Source organism: Fictibacillus sp. B-59209, from assembly GCF_036216745.1.
GTDB classification, from domain to species: domain Bacteria; phylum Bacillota; class Bacilli; order Bacillales; family Fictibacillaceae; genus Fictibacillus_C; species Fictibacillus_C marinisediminis.
The window spans coordinates 225821-242437 of sequence record NZ_JARMMC010000014.1 but is presented as its reverse complement, the minus strand read 5'-3'; the positions used below and the strand labels follow the sequence as shown (position 1 = coordinate 242437).

The following is a 16617-nucleotide window of genomic DNA, read 5'->3' as shown; positions in this document are numbered from 1 at the left end:
CGCTGCGGCTTAGGTCCAGTAGGTTTTCCCAAGAGGAAACGGAAATGTCGCCATCTCCGCGGTTTCCCTTTACTTCCTCCTTAACGATGTCGCCAAACGTTAGACTGGATTGCCACTTAGTCCGCACTATAATCCTTTTTGAATGTCGGTGGGAACAGTCTAGGAGTTTTCCTCAACAGCCCTTCCCCATTTCCCTAGCCTCTTTTGCAGAGATGATTTCATATAGCATGAACAGATTTCAGGCGGCCAACCATCCATCGTCCCTATGACCATAATCCCCTCAAGCTCCACTCAAGGCAGGCTACGCTGCATGTTTCCGCTGTTCGCAGAACATAAACAGGTTCAAACCCCATTTCACAGCAAGGTATTAGAACGCAAGCCGTAAAGATGGGGGTCTCCGCGGAAGCAGGGTCAACGCCCACATGCCATTGTGGATCGCCCTGCGACCTTAACTCCCAGCGTTAACCCAAGGCTGGGCGCCTCAAGCCAACACCAGGAACTTCATCGATGTGCCCTTTGGCGGATTTTTAGGCCCGCCTTCAAGAATGGGAGACTGACTAGAATACTGCACCACTCCAAAGTATTTTCTATCATACCATAAATCTCGAATACCAACAATATGGCTGAAACACTAGTGGTTTCTACTTACAATATAATCCGTGATCCCTTCAAGTATGACAGGATCCACTTTTGTTTTCCGAAGATTATCTTTAGCCAGCTTGATATGATGAGCTAGCTGTACCTTGGCTCCCTCAAGAGTCAGAAGTTTTGGATAGGTGCTTTTATAGTTATGTTCATCGCTTCCGGCTTGTTTGCCCATGAGCTGGGAATCGCCGGTCACATCAAGAATATCATCCTGTATCTGGAAAGCGATTCCCAGATGCCGGCTGAACACTCCGAGGCGCTCGAATTCTTCAGCATCGGCATCTGCCAGTACAGCGCCAAAAAGAACAGATGCTTCAAGCAATCGCCCAGTTTTCCTTTCATGGATCGATTGCAGTTCCTCAAGCGTCAGTTCCTGATTTTCTGATTCCATATCCACAGCTTGTCCGGCCACCATTCCCTCTGCCCCGGATGCTTCTGACAGAATGGTAAGAAGGGCCACTTTCTGTTCGGGGGTATACGTGCTGCTGCCAGCAATCATCTGAAAACTGAACGTTAACAGTGCATCCCCTGCCAGTATGGCTGTCGCTTCTCCGAAAGTTTTATGGTTAGTCGGCTTGCCTCTCCTGTAATCATCATCATCCATACAAGGAAGATCATCATGGATCAATGAATATGTATGCACCATCTCAAGTGCACAGGCGGCTTCAATACCAGCTTCCGAATTCTTTCCGAACGCATCAAGAACAGCCAATGTCAAGATGGGCCTCAGCCGTTTTCCTCCTGCTTGAAGCGAATAGAGCATGGAATCTTTTAATAGGCTAGGTATGGATTTTTCAGCTAAAAAGGAAGGGAGATGATCATTGATGAGCTGCCTTTTGCCTTGCAGGTAATGTTGGATATCCATATTATTGATCTTCTTCCTGAATGATAAACGGTGCAGCATCTCCATTATCTTTCATGATGGTATCCATTTTCTTTTCAATGTTCTGCAGTTTAGAATGGCATACTTTCGAAAGAGCCATTCCCTGCTGAAACAGATCTATGCTCTCTTCTAGAGGAACATCCCCTTCTTCCAAACGCTCAACGATTTGTTCAAGCTGTTCCATTGCTTCCTCAAAGGTAATATTATTTTTTTCAGCCATTGTTCTTCTCCTCCAATCCCCAAACCTGGCAATCCAGTTTTCCATCCTGCAGGCGAACCTTAATGGTATCTCCAGGCTGCACCTGGCTCACTTTTTTTACGAGCTGCTCGTCTTCCGTATAAACAAGACTGTAGCCCCTTTCCATAACCGCCAGCGGACTCAAGGCATTCAAGCGTGAAAGTTGGCTTTGAAAGCCTGACTGACCGCCCTTTACTTGCTGTTCCATGTATCGAATCAATGATTTCCTAAGCTTCAGCTGCTTCTCTTTCAATTTAAGGATCTGATCCCCAGGTGAGAAATAGGACAGCTGTTTTTGATTCTGGCTGATCCTGTTTTTCTGGCGCTCGATATTCCGCTGCACCTCTCTCGTCATCGCTTCAAGCACCCTGTCGAGCTCAACCTCTTTTTGCTTGATCAGCTGATCAGGATAGCGAAAGGCATATGACTTTTGCAGCCTTGACAGCTGCTGGCGATTTTGTGAGATTTGGTCACCCATCGCACGGGTCAACCTCAATTTGCGCTGAGCGAGCCTGTCTTCGAGCTCAGCGATATGAGGAACAGCCAATTCAGCAGCTGCAGTCGGGGTAGGCGCTCTCAAGTCAGCTACAAAATCGGCGATGGTAAAATCAGTCTCATGTCCGACGGCAGAAATAACGGGTATCGAGGATTGATAGATCGCCCTAGCTACCAGTTCTTCATTAAAAGCCCAAAGTTCTTCAATGGATCCGCCGCCCCGGCCAACAATCAAGACATTGGCAGAGCCCCTGCTGGCCTTTTCAATCGCATTTGCGATAGAAGCAGCCGCTCCGGCCCCCTGAACAAGCACAGGATAAACGGTTACTTTTGAAATGGGAAAGCGGCGTTTAATCGTTGTCAATATATCCCTTACCGCTGCTCCGGTCGGTGAAGTGATGACCCCGATTTCATCCGGAAACGAAGGAATTTTCTTTTTCCGGGAAGATTCGAACAGACCCTCCATTTCGAGCTTTTTTTTCAGCTCTTCATAAGCCAGAAACAAATTTCCTACTCCGTCTTTTTTCATGGTCCGGGCATACAGCTGGTATTGGCCCTGCGGTTCATATACCGAGATTTCGCCCTGAATCAGTACCTTCATCCCATCTTCGGGCTGAAAAGAAAGAAAGCGATTATTGCCGGCAAACATCACGGCATTGACTCTGCTTTGTTCATCTTTTAGTGTGAAATACAAATGACCGCGGCTATGTCGTTTGACATTGGATAGTTCTCCGCGGACCCAGACGTTATTGAGGTTGTCATCTTCTTCGAATACCCGCTTAATGTAACGGGTAACTGAACTTATCGTTACATAACGGTCATTTTGCATGAAACGTCTCCTTTTGATTTTGAGCCTACCGCATCTCCTGCAGGTACCCTATTTTGAAAAATGCTGGACAATCTTTACGAGAACACCGTTGACAAAACGGCCTGACTCTTCTCCTCCGAAGATCTTTGCAAGTTCAATCGCTTCATTCATGGATACATTCACGGGAATATCCCCATGAAACTGCATTTCATAAACTGCAAGGCGCAGTACTGCCTTTTCAACGTTCGCTAAACGGGAGAAGCTCCAGTTTTCCAAATGATTGGCGATGATTTCATCTATCTCCTGTTTATTTTGAACCGTTCCGAACACGAGGGAATGAAGAAATTCGTCCTCTTTTTCTCCTTCTTCCAAAACATGTGCGATTGCAGCTTCCGGTTCAATATCACTGACCTCGATTTGGAATAAAGACTGAAATGCCTTTTCTCTTGCAAGTCTACGTTTCATTTTTTACTTCCTTTCTCGTTCGTACCTTAATATAAGTGAAATCATATCATATGTCCTTAAGAGTTAACAATCGCAAAAAAATAAAGGGGATATGAGAATCCCCTTTATCAGTATGCTTCAGGCGCTTCCAGCGGCTTTTCTTTTGTCTCAAACTGGACACCGACAACAAAAATGTTAATCTCACTTGCCTCAAGGGCTGTCATATTCTTGAGTCCTTGCCGGATATGGTCCTGGATACTCTGTGCCACTTCAGGTATAGAAACACCATAATTCATGATCACATATACACTAATGGCAATACCTTCTTCTCCCAGCTCAACTTTTACGCCTTTGCTATGAGACTTTTTCCCGAAGCGCTCAGCTACACCTGTCGCAAAGTTGCCTCGCATTGAAGCGACACCTTCAACATCAGATGCAGCGATGCTGGCAATCACTTCAATCACTTCGGGAGATATTTCCACTCTTCCAAGTTCAGATTGATGCTCTTCCATCTCAAATGTAAGCTCACTCATCATTGATTACACCTCCGTGCCTAATTTACAGACTTTGACGTCAAGTCGTGAATTTCTAAAAACTTAGTATTAAAGTCGCCGTTTACAAAAGTGGCATGATTTAAAAGGCGCAGATGGAACGGTATGGTGGTATGCACGCCTTCAATGACAAACTCATTCAATGCCCTTTTCATTCGGTCGATTGCTTCTTGTCTCGTATTGCCATATGTGATCACCTTTGCAATCATGGAATCATAATACGGAGGAATCGTGTAGCCCGGATATGCGGCTGAATCCACTCGGACTCCCAACCCGCCCGGAGGCAGGTACATTTCAATCTTGCCTGCAGACGGCATAAAATTCTTTTCAGGATTCTCTGCGTTAATCCGGCACTCGATGGACCAGCCCTGGAATTTTATGTCTTCCTGCGAAACACTTAAATGTTCACCAGAAGCGACACGAATCTGCTGTTTGATCAAATCAATGCCAGTTACCATCTCTGTTACCGGATGTTCAACCTGGATTCGGGTGTTCATTTCCATGAAGTAAAAATCACCGCTGTTATGATCGAAGATAAACTCAACCGTTCCGGCCCCTGAATAGTTTACCGCTTCTGCGGCCTTCACAGCGGCACTTCCCATCTCCTCACGCTTTTCCGGTGAGATGGCCGGTGATGGTGTTTCTTCTAATAGCTTCTGCATCCGTCTCTGAATACTGCAGTCTCTTTCGCCAAGGTGGATGACATTTCCGTAATTATCAGCAAGAACCTGAATTTCAACATGACGGAAATCTTCAATGAACTTTTCAATGTAAACTCCCGGGTTTCCAAATGCTGTTGCGGCTTCCTGCTGAGTAATGGAGATGCCTTTAATCAGTTCCGCCTCCGTCTTTGCGATACGGATACCCTTTCCTCCGCCCCCGGCAGTGGCTTTAATAATAACAGGATACCCAATTTCTTCCGCAAGTTCAATTGCTTCTTCTTTACCCGAAATAATTCCGTTTGAACCAGGTACGATCGGCACACCTGCTTCTTTCATCGTTGCACGGGCAACGTCTTTTATGCCCATTTTATTAATGGCTTCAGCGCTCGGCCCGACAAACGTAACATTGCATTCTGCACAAATCTCAGCAAAATCAGCATTCTCCGCTAAAAATCCGTAGCCTGGATGAATGGCATCACTGCCTGTCAGCATCGCCGTACTCATGATGTTGGTGAAGTTTAAATAGCTGTCTTTAGAAGACTTAGGCCCAATGCAATACGCTTCATCCGCTAAACGCACATGCAGCGCATCCTTGTCCGCTTCTGAGTAGACAGCGACCGTTTCTATGTTTAATTCTTTACATGCTCTGATGATCCGGACCGCAATTTCTCCCCGGTTGGCAACTAACAGCTTTTTAATCATAGTAGAAGACACCTCTATTCCGCTTTAACTAAAAAGAGGGGCTGTCCATACTCAACGAGCTGCCCGTTTTCAACGAGGATTTCTACGATTTCCCCGTTTACTTCTGCTTCAATTTCATTAAACAGCTTCATCGCCTCAATAATACATACGATGGAGTCTTTGCTGACTTTATCTCCTGTTTTTACATAAGCAGGGTTTTCTGGTGATGATGATGCGTAAAACGTCCCAACCATTGGAGATTCAATCTTATGTAAGTTGGCATCTTCCTTTTTCTCAGTAACAGGAGCTTGAGGAGCTTCTGCCGGAACTGAAGCTTCAGGAGCAGCCTGAGCAGGCGCCGCCTGAATGGCTGCCGGTGCATCAGCTGGTTCATATCCTTGCTGTACACTCGTTTCATTTTTCTTTAGGACGATTTTTTCACCGTCATTCTCATATTGGAATTCATCAATACTGGATTTGTCAATTAGTTTAATCAATTCTCGGATTTCTTGTATTTTCAACACGCAAATTCCACTCCTTTTTCGATCTATACACGGTGTTGTCTGCCGTAGTTTAGCACCTTCTATTGTTACCTGGTACTAGCAAAGCATATCATAATTTAGGTATAAAGAATAGATTAAATCGCTTTACATGTACATACTACATGAATTCTTTCTGCATTGTAAGCGGTTGCTCTATTTTTTCTTCAGTATCATCTTGACCAACGTTACCAATTGTCATACTACCTGGAATAAATGGAAAAAAATAAAAAACCGGGGCATAATCCCCGGCTTACTTTGCAGGTTTTTGAAACTCAACAGCCACTTGTTTGTTCCCCAGCTGTTCTTCAGCCTTTTTCATAATCTTAACTGCTTCCTTAGAAGAATGTTTTCCTTTTACAATGATTCTGACTTCATCATCCATCGTATTTACGAGAGCATCATCGTAGCCCATTGTTTTAATCAAGGTTTCCAATGTAGATTCTTTCATGGTCAGGGACTGCAGTTCTGAAATTTTAGCAAGCGCTTCCGTTTGAACCTCGGCTGAAGCATTTGGTGAAGCGATAGCCGCTGTATACTTGCTGCTTAGTTCGTCGCGTGATTCGTCTCTCTTCATGCGGAGAGCGGTAAATAGATCATCTCCTGCAGCACTTGTAACGGCTGCTTCAGATCCTTTCTTGTTCTTTGCTGCCTGCTCCTGCTTAGATGACGCTGTATTTTTTCCCTTTTCTAAATAAGCAAGGTCATCTCCCGATCCTGGAGCGGTGATATAGTATACGGACAGGACGATGATCAAGCTAAGCATTGTTAATAGCCAAACAGTTTGTTTCTTTAATAGCATTTCTTATTCCCCCTCAAATTTTTTCGGTATCACTGATACTCTGTCGCTTCCAATATCAAATACTTTTGTAACCGCATCTATGATCATTTCCTTTATGCGCAGGTTTTCCGCCCCCTCTGCAGCCACGATTACACCCCGGACTTTAGGCTTCTCCGTCGTTATGATGATGGGCCTTTCTTCATCACCGCTTTTAATCGTCACCACTTCTTCATCGGTTTTGATGTCATTGATCGTTCGCTCTCCGCCGTTCTTATCCGTTTCTTTGGTCGTCTGATTTTGCCTTCTCTCATTCTTCTCAATCTCCTTGATCTCCGTAGTATCAAGAGTAACCATCACCCTGACCTTCTTAACACCGGAGATCTGCTCTAAAATGTCTTTCAATTGTGTTTCATAGTTATCTTCGTACGCTCTGAACTTCTTTGAAGTAGAGGTCCCGGAGGATTTAAATACGGTTTTTGCTTCTTCCGGCGCCTTTATGGCAGCCGTTGGCAAGCTACCGTTCTCCGAAGATGGCGGGGTGAAAATTTTACTTGCGATCATAATGGCAAAACCAAGCAGCAGAAGAAGCCAGATATAAGGAGGCGGCCCTTTTTTTCCGTTGCCGCCGGGAAGCAGGTCCAATATTTTTTGAAGCGATCCCTTACTCCTACCCGCCATTTTCCTCTCCTCCTTCCGTAGAGATCAGTACGTTCTCTTTTTTCATCTGCCATTTCTTTGCTAGGAACGTTTGAACAGGATTAGCTTTAATTTGCGTTTCTTTTTCTTTCTGGACAGGTTGATCTGCGTTTATTTCCACGTTCTTAACAGCCGGTACCATTATGTCTTTCTTATCTCCGCCCTGCCCGATGATGACATGGACTGAATCTATGTCATTTGCTTTCAGCTTACCTTGAGCAGGTCCATTTTTAGGGATCAATTGCAGACTTAGTATCGTTACACCATAGTTTGCCTTCAACTCCTCTTTTACTAGGTTTTCCATGTGGACACGCGTTTGTTCTAAAATATATGCAGACTGGGAGTCTTGTATTTCTCTTTTATTCTTTTCTATCGAAATTTTTATATCATTCTCATTGAACTTATGCTCAACACCGATCGCCTCGAATACTTTGTCCACATTGGATCCAGCAATTTTTAGCATCGGGTTGAGGATTGCCAGGATCAGAAGCAGTCCGACCACCATTTTGATATATTTTTGAAAACTGCTATTGGGTATGAGCAAATCTACGATGACAGCAAGGAGAATGATCAGAACGATATTTGAAATCCAGTCTGTCAAAAAATTCATCTTGGCCTCCTGCTAACGGATCATTAATGATAGATTTCCTGCTGCTACAATAACCGTTACCGCAAGAAAGAACATGATGGAGACAGTTGCCAGGGCTGCAAAAATATACAACACGCTTTTTCCGATAATACCCAGGCATTCGATGATCGGTCCGCCTCCCAGCGGCTGAAGGACTGCAGCTGCAAAACTGTAGATAAACCCCAGAGCAAGTACTTTGATGGCTGGAAAAACAGCCAGGAGAAACAAGATGGCAACGCCTGCAATACCAACTGTATTTTTCAATAGTACTGAGGCACTCATGACTGTATCCGTCGCATCCGTGAACATCCGGCCCACGACCGGGATGAAGTTGCCGGTGATAAATTTGGCGGTTTTTACCGTAATTCCGTCAGCTACCGCTGTCGTAGCTCCCTGTACACTGATCACACTTAGAAAAACCGTAAAAAAAACAGCCAGCGCCCCCATTCCAATAGATCTCAGCAGCTTTGCCAACTGGGTGACCTTATGATGCTCAGACAGTGTGCTCACAATGCTCAGCAACGCCGACAGGAATAATAGGGGGAGAACAAAATTGTTGATTAAAAGACCGCTCGAATTGACCAGAAACACGATGACCGGGTGAAAAAATGCAACCGATGTCACGCTTCCAACTGTGGCCATCAGAGCGAGCAGGAGAGGAACGAGAGCCATCATAAAGTTCATCATCGTGCTGATCGATTCCTGGGCATATTGCATGGCGATGTGAAAGCTGTTTAAGGCAAGGATGATCAATACCATATAGATGATAGAGTATGCGACCTTGCTGATAGTATGGTGCTCAAAAGCATTTTGGATCGTCTGCAGCAGCATACTGAAAACAGTCAGTAAAATGAGCGTGCCAAGCAGCTTCCCTTGAATAAGAACTTCATAGAATAAATATTTTAAGATGCCTAATGCCCATGCTTTTATACTAAAATCTTTTTCTCCTTTTATGAATTCCATCAGAGACCCTTTTTGCGTTTCCGGCAAAAAGCCTTCGTAGTCTGTCATAATGGTTGTCCAATATTCTTTAATATCCTCTACCCCAAGCTTGGACAGCTGATCATCCATGATGTTTTGGGTGATGGAAGAGGCTCTGGCCGGCTGCACTCCATTGTTCCATGTATAGAGTCCATATAACAAAAGAAATAAAAAGATTAATTTCTTGGATAATAATTCCTGCTGTGCCGTCTTCATCACCTCCTACTTCGGAATCAAGTTAATGACTGTCTCAATAATGATAGACAAGATCGGGATCGCCATGACAAGAATGAGAATTTTGCCCGCAAGTTCGATCTTGGCAGCGATTGCACCCTGCCCGGCGTCCCTCGTAATCTGTGAACCGAACTCGGCAATATATGCAATACCGATGATCTTCATGATCGTTTCAACGTACATAAGATTGATATGTGCTTCTTCAGCCAGGTGCTCCAGCATCCTTAACACTAGAGCAATCTGATCGATCAAGAATAGAAAGATCGTAATTCCTACAACGAGGGTAAGCAAAAAGGCAAAGGACGTTTTTTGTTCTTTCAGAATGAGAGCAAGAAACGTACCTATTAAACCTAATCCTACAATTTGAAGAATCTCAATGTTGGAAACCCCCTTCAGTTATTGAAAAAGAAAGACGCCTTTCACTTTTTGAAACAGGTCGCTTAAAAGTGAAATAACGATAAATAACGCTACTATGAACCCAAGCAGTGTCACCCAATTTGCATAATCTTCTTTTCCAACCATCTTCAGAACACTGTGCAGCATCGCCACAATGATTCCAAGACCAGCAATTTGAAAGACAACGTTCACTTCAAAACCCATCTGATTTCCTCCCATGACTAGAACAATAAGATGATGAGAAGCAGCCCCGCAAGAATACCGAGACTCTTGTACATTCTTTCATATTTCAACTGTGCTTCGTTCGCTTCAGAAAGTTCTCTCTCCAGATGTGCGAGTGTTAACTTGATTTGTCTTTGCTGGTTTTCCCGGTCGTGTCTCCCAAGGGTTGCGCCGAACTGCCTGAGGATCTCGATCTCCTCTTTTTTAAAGGCAGAGGCGTCGGACAGACCGGCTAAACCACTCTCCCAAGCATCCAGTACAGAAGAAGCCGATTCCTCCAGCCGATTCGATACATCGAGAAAAAATTCGGCAACCGGCCCTTTCAGCTGGGTACTGAGATGGAGGAAGGCTTCATCAAGCGGAATGAGGCCGTACATGATTTCTGCCTCCAGCGATTGGAGGCCTACTTTCAGCTGTCTAAGCTGTTTCGGCCTTTCTCTTACTTTTTTAGCCAGCTCAAAGCCGATCCACGTAGTCGACAGTAGAATAAGTACCGCTCCAAACCAGTTCATGGCCTGCTCTTCATTTCTGCAGAGATACGCTTCCTGTTCTCATCATATATCCCTCGGACGGTGCCAGGCTTGCCTGCCCTTGTCAGTTCAATGTACCTGTCAAAAAGCTTCATATCAGCAAGAGGGGAAATGGCAGGACGCCGGAGCGCTTCTTCAAGGGAGTGTCCGTGAACGGTCATCATCATTCCTACCCCTGCGTTCATCGCTTCCAGAATGGCATCCACATCTTCTTTTCTTCCGATCTCATCAACAATCAGCACCTCGGGGCTCATCGACCGGATCATCATCATCATGCCTTCCGCTTTGGGACAGGCATCGAGCACGTCTACTCTTTGTCCCAATACAAACTGCGGCACCCCCTTCACACTCCCTGCAATCTCTGAGCGTTCATCAACAATGCCTACTTTGCTGGATGGTATATTGTTTTCCGGCCATCCTGCACTGACCGCTCTTGCAAGATCCCGCAGCAGCGTTGTTTTTCCTGTCTGAGGCGCTCCCACGATCAAAGTGTTAAGCCACCGGCGGTTATGGTAGAGAACCGAAAGGAAAGGATCAGCGCTTCCGATTTTTTGTCTGGCGATGCGGATGTTATAAGAACCGATATCTCTAATCGCTTTTACTTCACCTTTTTCCGTGATCACTTTACCCGCGAGACCCACCCGGTGTCCGCCTTTGATGGTGATATAGCCTCTCTTCAGTTCTTCTTCCAGAGCGTAAAGGGAATACCGGCTTAGCTTATTGATCAGCTGAACGCCATCTTCCGGACGAACGATATAATATCCGCTTCCGGTGGAAGGGTATTCAGGTTTGCCATTAATGATCAGTTCAAGCGGTTTTTGCAATCGAAAACGGATTTCCTCAAGTTGATCTAACCGCTCCTTCGGGTACTTTATAATCAATTTACAGACAGCTTCCGGCAACACGGCCATTACATTTTCCAAGCGCACCACCCCAAAAAGAAATAGGTATTATACCTTATGCTTGTCAGCACGCTTTATGACCTGAGGAAATACAAAAAAGCTCCATCCCTCCGATGAGGAATGAAGCTTTTTGCATGTGTAAATTTACGCTCTGGAAACGTAGTCACCTGAACGTGTATCAATGATTAATTTGTCGCCTTGGTTAATAAAGAAAGGAACTTGTACAATCAAGCCAGTCTCAAGGGTAGCTGGTTTTGATCCGCCTGAAGCTGTATCGCCTTTAATTCCAGGTTCTGTTTCTGTAACTTCCAATTCTACCGTGTTCGGCAGCTCAACCCCGATGGTTTCGCCTTGATAGGTCATGATCTGAACGACCATGTTCTCAAGCAGGAATTTTAATTCATGCTCAAGCTGAGCGGATGTGAGTTCGGTTTGCTCATACGATTCATTATCCATGAACGTATGTGTATCACCTGAAGCATATAAATATTGCATTTTTCTATTCTCGATGTGAGCTTTAGCTACTTTTTCACCGCCGCGGAACGTTTTTTCCTGAATGCCCCCTGTACGGAGATTGCGGAGCTTAGAACGAACGAAGGCAGCTCCTTTTCCTGGTTTTACGTGCTGGAACTCCATTACCTGCCAAATCCCGCCGTCTACCTCAATGGTCAATCCTGTTCTAAAATCATTAACTGAAATCATCGCTTTTCCTCCTGATTATACTAACCTAAAATAAGCAGTTCTTTTGAAGAATGAGTAAGAGATTCATTCCCCTGTTCCGTAATAAGGGCATCATCTTCAATCCTTACTCCGCCTAAACCGGAAACATAGATTCCCGGTTCTACCGTGACGATCATACCCGCCTCAAGAACGATATCTGAATGGACAGCAAGACTAGGTCCTTCATGAACCTCGAGGCCAATGCCATGACCCGTCGAATGCCCGAAATTTTCACCGTATCCCTGTTCGGTAATATAGTCCCTCGTCAAGGCATCTGCCTGCCTTCCAGTCATTCCGGGTTTTATTCCCTGCATTCCCCTTGCCTGTGCTTCATAAACCGTTTCATAAATCTTCCGAAGCTCCGAAGAAATTTCGCCAACAGCAACCGTCCGTGTAATATCCGAGCAATAGCCTTTATAGTATGCTCCAAAATCAAGGGTGACGAGTTCCCCCTCGTTTATTTTCTTCTGAGAAGCTACTCCATGCGGAAGTGCGGAGCGATAGCCTGATGCCACAATAATATCGAAAGAAGAAGACGATGCCCCATTCTTCCTCATGAAAAATTCAAGCTCATTCGAGACCTCAAGCTCAGTTAGGCCAGGCCTTATGTAAGAAGTGATATGAGAGAATGCTGCATCCGCAATTTGTGCGGCTTCCTTTAATATCTTAATCTCTGAATTATCCTTAATCAAGCGTAATTTTTCAATCAGACCGGAAATCGGCACAAGCTCCGTGTCCTGGCTGCAGATGTACTTCTCATACGTGCGGTATTGCGCAAAGGTGAGATGATCCTGCTCGAACCCGGCTTTCTTTATTCCCATTTCGGCCGCGGCTTGAACAGCTTTTTCCTGAATAGCAGCAGTGTGCTTAATAACCTCAAAGTCTCTCGCTTGTTCTGCTGCCTGATCCATATACCTGAAATCGGTAATGAGTTTCGCTTCTTTTTCAGAGATGACAAGCACACCAGAACTTCCTGTAAATCCGCTGAGGTATCTTCGATTTTTCCCGGATGTTACGATGAGCCCGTCAATATCATGGTTTTGAAATTCCGCTCTCAATTTCTCTAATCTTGACATGCCTTTTCCTCCCCTAATGCCCTATTTTAGCTGAACGAATCAAGCAGTGCTAAAACCGCAAGCTCATAGCCCTTGAACCCGAGACCTGCGATCTGTCCGGCCACAACAGGTGCGATGACCGAATGGTGGCGAAATTCCTCTCTTGCATGAATGTTTGAAATATGTACTTCAACAACCGGGATGTTCACACTAGCAATGGCATCCCGAATTGCATAACTATAATGTGTAAAGGCCCCTGCATTTAAGACGATCCCGCTAAATTTACTCTCTGCTTCTTGAATCCAGTCCAGTAAGATCCCTTCATGATTGGATTGCCTGCACTCTACCTTCACGTTTTTTATCTCTCCGAAATGAATGAGCCGCTGTTCAAGAGAAGCCAGTGTGTCATCACCGTATATGGAGGGCTCCCTTGTACCGAGCCGGTTCAGATTCGGGCCGTTAATGACCAGTATTCGTTCCATGATTGGCCCCCTTAAAAAAATAGAATGTTCCATGAACATTCTATCATACAGGTATTTTTTTGAATAGTTAGGTACTTTCCCCGCTTTTTGAAGGTTGCCGTTCCTGATATTCGAAAGATATGGAGTACCCTACGAAAATGCCATACAGAATATACAGGGACAGTGTAGTGGCAATCGTATTTCTTCCTATTTTACTCATCGGTTCCAAGCCTGGAAATATGGGGTGCAGCAAGTAAAAAACGATGACCCAGAGAACAATACCGAAAAAGAGGCCGCCAGCCATACTTTTTACTTTTGCTAGAAGATATCGGTAACAAATAGCAACGAGAATGGAAAGAAGAGAAATAAAAATAACACCGATGAGCTGGCCAAGCCATAGCGACTTCCATTTTCCAAGCGCCCATGGTGCAAGGATGAGCCCTGGTCCAATCTTGGACAAATTAAGGTAGTATGCAAAATAACCGACAAGCCCCCAGAAAAGCCCCCCAAAGAATCCAACACTGACCACCCTGGCCATAAAGGAAATCGGTTCTTCTCGCTTATTCTTGTCCTGTTTAAAATCATCCATTGGAAAAAACACCTCCATCTTACAGTATGTCCCGTTTTCTTTCATTGCTTTCAATAAGTTGAGTTCTATTAATATTCCGTGTTAAAAATGTATAAAATGGGAAAAATAAAGATAACGCACGATTGCCTAGAGGTTTATAGCTTTTTCCTGTAGAATTAAGCTAATAAACATAAAGGGTAGAGGTGTAGAAATGACAGAAAACAAAAAACCGGCATACGGCGGCCAGGCAGTCGTCGAAGGGGTGATGTTTGCCGGCAAGCACACATATGTTACCGCCATCCGCAGGAATGATGACAGTATTGAGTATTTCGAAGTGATTAAGCGCTACAGCCCATGGCTGAACAAGATTAAAAAGGTTCCTTTTCTTCGGGGGATCGCGGCTATTCTGGAGGCCAGTTCAAACGGAACCAAACATTTGAACTACTCTACTGAAAGATATAACGTCTCGCCAGGTGAGGAATTAAAAAAGGAAGAGTCCTCCCCATCCAAAGCGATGTTCGTTTTCAGTCTGGCCATTATTGGCATCGTCTCTTTTCTGTTTGCAAAATTTGTTTTTACCCTAGTTCCTGTTTTTCTCGCAGAAGCATTCAGGCCTTGGGTGCAAAGCCATATCGGCCAAAACCTGCTGGAGGGATTCTTTAAATTTCTTTTTCTCCTATCGTACATTTACTTTGTGTCTTTAACGCCAACAATAAAAAGAGTCTTTCAATACCACGGAGCGGAACACAAAGTAATTAATGCCTACGAGAACGGTTTTGAACTTACCGTTGATAATGTAAAGAAGCAAACCAGGCTTCATTACCGCTGCGGAAGCAGTTTCATACTGTTTACGGTAGTGGTCGGAGTCTTTATCTATCTGTTCGTTCCGTCTGATCCTTTATGGCAGCGGGTCGTTTACAGACTAGTGCTGATTCCGGTAGTCCTCGGTGTTTCTTTTGAAGTTTTGCAGATTACGAACAAACTAAGGAATATCCCTGTTCTCAAATATCTCGGATTTCCTGGCTTATGGCTACAGCTTCTCACCACGAAAGAACCTGACCGTGAACAGACCGAAGTGGCCATCCTGTCATTTACCGAAATGCTCCGCCGGGATGCCGAACATGAAAAAAGAAAACTCGAAAACAGTACAAAAATCGTTTAATTCTTCAAGGAGGTGAACCTGTTGCATCGAAAATCATTTCATCCAGTCATTTGGGTTATTATCGTGTTGGCAGTAATTGGACTTGGGTCACAATTATTCTTTTCACCTCAAAAGTTAATCACGAATTTGCTCATGATCGGCTTGGTTGTTGCTCTTGTTTATTTTATCTTTCAGCGGTTTCGTCCCGGTGAAAACGGAAAATACAAAAAAGCGGTAAAGCAGTCCAAACGAAAATATAATCAATCTGCCCCACCGATTAAGAAGAGTTCAGCTGCAAACAAACCCGCTCCATTCAAAAAACGTAAAAAAGAACACAACCTCACAGTAATTGAAGGAAAAAAGAATAAGAAAAAAAATCGAGCTTCTTTTTAGGCTCGATTTTTATATGGGGTCCATATTTTTTTTCCTGCCACCCACCGGTTTAAAAACTCTGTTCCCTGCAGATACCCAAAATCCATTAAAGCATTTTTCGTTTCCTCTGCCATTTCGAAATCAACGACTGAAATTTCCTTTACAGGGATAAAAATAATATCACTCGCATCATACTTGGAAATATGGCGGTTATCATGGGCTTCCATCATCGTCTGAAACAGAGCCTTAAACAAGTTAAAGGCATTGTTCACTTTATGCGTCGGAATATTTCCGTACGATGAACTTAACTGAAACCCAAGGACCGGCCGTTCAGATGTTCGGTCTTTTCGCTGAAACAGCCAAATCGGAAAATTGCTTAAAACACCCCCATCTACAATAAAGCTTTTTTGGCCCAGGCGATTATAAAGGGTGATCGGATAAAAAAAGTAAGGAATGCTGCAGCTCATCCGTACCGCTCTGGCTACCGGAAACTTTTCTTTCAGCAAACCGTATTCCTGCAGGTCATCAGGCAGAACGACCAGCCTTCCACGGGTAATATCTGAAGCTATAATTTTCAGCGATCCGTCCTGAATATCCGCAAAAGTCTCAATGCCTTTTGCCTTTAAAAGCTCCTTAACCCATCTTTCAAGGGCATCCCCTTTATAAAGGCCTAATTTCCAATACACCTTCAGCCAATTCATAAACGGTATGGGCACCCATGATTTCTTTTCATCAAGAAACTGTTTCAAATCGACATTGTGAATAAGATCTTTCAGTTCATCAGAAGTATATCCAGCTGCTACGAGGGAAGCCACGAGCGCCCCGGCACTCGTTCCGGCTACACGTTTGAATTGAAGGCCCCTCTCTTCTGCTGCCTGAATGGCACCTATCAATGATATCCCCTTAATGCCACCGCCTGAGAATACTCCATCCACCATCATCATGAATTCCCCCCTTTATTATCCTAATCACGAGGGGAAGTAC

General features: G+C 44.5%; 22 protein-coding genes. 2 read left to right on the top strand and 20 right to left on the bottom strand.

Going from position 1 to position 16617, the window contains the following annotated elements; translation table 11 throughout:
* Positions 1-631: 631 nt before the first annotated feature.
* The 19 genes from P4361_RS10345 to P4361_RS10255 form a co-directional block, all read right to left on the bottom strand.
* Positions 632-1510, bottom strand: coding sequence for a polyprenyl synthetase family protein (locus P4361_RS10345; RefSeq protein WP_091004715.1), 879 nt, complete (start codon positions 1508-1510; stop codon positions 632-634).
* A gap of 1 nt (position 1511) precedes the next feature.
* Complete coding sequence (locus P4361_RS10340; RefSeq protein ID WP_053357932.1) at positions 1512-1748, bottom strand: exodeoxyribonuclease VII small subunit; 237 nt, start codon at positions 1746-1748, stop codon at positions 1512-1514.
* Positions 1741-3090, bottom strand: a complete 1350-nt coding sequence (gene xseA / locus P4361_RS10335; RefSeq protein WP_328089317.1) for an exodeoxyribonuclease VII large subunit — start codon at positions 3088-3090, stop codon at positions 1741-1743. Before xseA ends, P4361_RS10340 begins: the two co-directional genes overlap by 8 nt.
* A gap of 48 nt (positions 3091-3138) precedes the next feature.
* On the bottom strand, positions 3139-3534 hold the full coding sequence (gene nusB, locus P4361_RS10330; RefSeq protein ID WP_062235088.1) for a transcription antitermination factor NusB: 396 nt from the start codon (positions 3532-3534) through the stop codon (positions 3139-3141).
* Between the two features lie 107 nt (positions 3535-3641).
* Entirely contained in the window at positions 3642-4046 is a 405-nt protein-coding gene (locus P4361_RS10325) for an Asp23/Gls24 family envelope stress response protein (RefSeq protein ID WP_053358532.1), read from the bottom strand.
* Positions 4047-4066: 20 nt separating this feature from the next.
* Entirely contained in the window at positions 4067-5428 is a 1362-nt protein-coding gene (gene accC / locus P4361_RS10320) for an acetyl-CoA carboxylase biotin carboxylase subunit (protein ID WP_328089314.1), read from the bottom strand.
* Positions 5429-5442: 14 nt separating this feature from the next.
* Entirely contained in the window at positions 5443-5931 is a 489-nt protein-coding gene (accB, locus tag P4361_RS10315; RefSeq protein ID WP_328089313.1) for an acetyl-CoA carboxylase biotin carboxyl carrier protein, read from the bottom strand.
* Between the two features lie 268 nt (positions 5932-6199).
* Complete coding sequence (locus tag P4361_RS10310) at positions 6200-6748, bottom strand: SpoIIIAH-like family protein (RefSeq protein ID WP_062235081.1); 549 nt, start codon at positions 6746-6748, stop codon at positions 6200-6202.
* Positions 6749-6751: 3 nt separating this feature from the next.
* Complete coding sequence (gene spoIIIAG, locus P4361_RS10305; RefSeq protein ID WP_328089311.1) at positions 6752-7405, bottom strand: stage III sporulation protein AG; 654 nt, start codon at positions 7403-7405, stop codon at positions 6752-6754.
* Complete coding sequence (spoIIIAF, locus tag P4361_RS10300) at positions 7395-8033, bottom strand: stage III sporulation protein AF (RefSeq protein ID WP_328089310.1); 639 nt, start codon at positions 8031-8033, stop codon at positions 7395-7397. The genes spoIIIAG and spoIIIAF overlap by 11 nt, the downstream gene beginning before the upstream one ends.
* Before the next feature lie 12 nt (positions 8034-8045).
* On the bottom strand, positions 8046-9248 hold the full coding sequence (spoIIIAE, locus tag P4361_RS10295; protein WP_053357924.1) for a stage III sporulation protein AE: 1203 nt from the start codon (positions 9246-9248) through the stop codon (positions 8046-8048).
* Positions 9249-9254: 6 nt separating this feature from the next.
* Entirely contained in the window at positions 9255-9644 is a 390-nt protein-coding gene (gene spoIIIAD, locus P4361_RS10290) for a stage III sporulation protein AD (RefSeq protein ID WP_082683440.1), read from the bottom strand.
* An 18-nt stretch (positions 9645-9662) separates the two neighbouring features.
* On the bottom strand, positions 9663-9866 hold the full coding sequence (gene spoIIIAC / locus P4361_RS10285; protein WP_053357922.1) for a stage III sporulation protein AC: 204 nt from the start codon (positions 9864-9866) through the stop codon (positions 9663-9665).
* 17 nt (positions 9867-9883) lie between these two features.
* Positions 9884-10396, bottom strand: a complete 513-nt coding sequence (gene spoIIIAB / locus P4361_RS10280; protein WP_053357921.1) for a stage III sporulation protein SpoIIIAB — start codon at positions 10394-10396, stop codon at positions 9884-9886.
* Positions 10393-11337 (bottom strand): stage III sporulation protein AA, encoded by a 945-nt coding sequence (gene spoIIIAA / locus P4361_RS10275; RefSeq protein ID WP_053357920.1) that lies wholly within the window; start codon positions 11335-11337, stop codon positions 10393-10395. Before spoIIIAA ends, spoIIIAB begins: the two co-directional genes overlap by 4 nt.
* Positions 11338-11460: 123 nt before the next feature.
* Complete coding sequence (gene efp, locus P4361_RS10270) at positions 11461-12018, bottom strand: elongation factor P (RefSeq protein ID WP_053357919.1); 558 nt, start codon at positions 12016-12018, stop codon at positions 11461-11463.
* A gap of 20 nt (positions 12019-12038) precedes the next feature.
* Positions 12039-13112, bottom strand: coding sequence for a Xaa-Pro peptidase family protein (locus tag P4361_RS10265; protein ID WP_328089307.1), 1074 nt, complete (start codon positions 13110-13112; stop codon positions 12039-12041).
* Positions 13113-13138: 26 nt separating this feature from the next.
* Positions 13139-13573 carry a type II 3-dehydroquinate dehydratase gene (aroQ, locus tag P4361_RS10260; protein WP_328089306.1) on the bottom strand — a complete coding sequence of 145 codons (435 nt, stop codon included), beginning with the start codon at positions 13571-13573 and terminating at the stop codon, positions 13139-13141.
* 67 nt (positions 13574-13640) lie between these two features.
* A complete protein-coding gene (locus P4361_RS10255) occupies positions 13641-14141 on the bottom strand; it encodes a YqhR family membrane protein (protein WP_328089304.1) in 501 nt (166 codons plus the stop codon).
* A gap of 190 nt (positions 14142-14331) precedes the next feature.
* On the opposite strand from P4361_RS10255, the gene P4361_RS10250 reads away from it, so the two are divergent.
* Together P4361_RS10250 and P4361_RS10245 are read left to right on the top strand one after the other, a co-directional pair.
* Positions 14332-15282, top strand: a complete 951-nt coding sequence (locus P4361_RS10250) for a DUF1385 domain-containing protein (protein WP_328089302.1) — start codon at positions 14332-14334, stop codon at positions 15280-15282.
* Between the two features lie 12 nt (positions 15283-15294).
* A complete protein-coding gene (locus tag P4361_RS10245) occupies positions 15295-15654 on the top strand; it encodes an SA1362 family protein (protein WP_234293245.1) in 360 nt (119 codons plus the stop codon).
* Here P4361_RS10245 and P4361_RS10240 read toward each other — a convergent pair.
* Positions 15651-16577, bottom strand: coding sequence for a patatin-like phospholipase family protein (locus P4361_RS10240; RefSeq protein WP_328089301.1), 927 nt, complete (start codon positions 16575-16577; stop codon positions 15651-15653). The genes P4361_RS10245 and P4361_RS10240 overlap by 4 nt on opposite strands.
* Between the last annotated feature and the right edge of the window lie 40 nt (positions 16578-16617).

Coding starts and splice junctions, on each gene's coding strand:
- xseA (WP_328089317.1), bottom strand. CDS start 3,090: ATGCAAAATGACCGTTATGTAACGATAAGTTCAGTTACCCGTTACATT.
- accC (WP_328089314.1), bottom strand. CDS start 5,428: ATGATTAAAAAGCTGTTAGTTGCCAACCGGGGAGAAATTGCGGTCCGG.
- P4361_RS10325 (WP_053358532.1), bottom strand. CDS start 4,046: ATGAGTGAGCTTACATTTGAGATGGAAGAGCATCAATCTGAACTTGGA.
- spoIIIAB (WP_053357921.1), bottom strand. CDS start 10,396: ATGAACTGGTTTGGAGCGGTACTTATTCTACTGTCGACTACGTGGATC.
- P4361_RS10265 (WP_328089307.1), bottom strand. CDS start 13,112: ATGTCAAGATTAGAGAAATTGAGAGCGGAATTTCAAAACCATGATATT.
- nusB (WP_062235088.1), bottom strand. CDS start 3,534: ATGAAACGTAGACTTGCAAGAGAAAAGGCATTTCAGTCTTTATTCCAA.
- spoIIIAG (WP_328089311.1), bottom strand. CDS start 7,405: ATGGCGGGTAGGAGTAAGGGATCGCTTCAAAAAATATTGGACCTGCTT.
- efp (WP_053357919.1), bottom strand. CDS start 12,018: ATGATTTCAGTTAATGATTTTAGAACAGGATTGACCATTGAGGTAGAC.
- P4361_RS10340 (WP_053357932.1), bottom strand. CDS start 1,748: ATGGCTGAAAAAAATAATATTACCTTTGAGGAAGCAATGGAACAGCTT.
- P4361_RS10345 (WP_091004715.1), bottom strand. CDS start 1,510: ATGGATATCCAACATTACCTGCAAGGCAAAAGGCAGCTCATCAATGAT.
- P4361_RS10250 (WP_328089302.1), top strand. CDS start 14,332: ATGACAGAAAACAAAAAACCGGCATACGGCGGCCAGGCAGTCGTCGAA.
- spoIIIAF (WP_328089310.1), bottom strand. CDS start 8,033: ATGAATTTTTTGACAGACTGGATTTCAAATATCGTTCTGATCATTCTC.
- spoIIIAE (WP_053357924.1), bottom strand. CDS start 9,248: ATGAAGACGGCACAGCAGGAATTATTATCCAAGAAATTAATCTTTTTA.
- aroQ (WP_328089306.1), bottom strand. CDS start 13,573: ATGGAACGAATACTGGTCATTAACGGCCCGAATCTGAACCGGCTCGGT.
- P4361_RS10310 (WP_062235081.1), bottom strand. CDS start 6,748: ATGCTATTAAAGAAACAAACTGTTTGGCTATTAACAATGCTTAGCTTG.
- P4361_RS10240 (WP_328089301.1), bottom strand. CDS start 16,577: ATGATGATGGTGGATGGAGTATTCTCAGGCGGTGGCATTAAGGGGATA.
- P4361_RS10255 (WP_328089304.1), bottom strand. CDS start 14,141: ATGGATGATTTTAAACAGGACAAGAATAAGCGAGAAGAACCGATTTCC.
- spoIIIAC (WP_053357922.1), bottom strand. CDS start 9,866: ATGGGTTTTGAAGTGAACGTTGTCTTTCAAATTGCTGGTCTTGGAATC.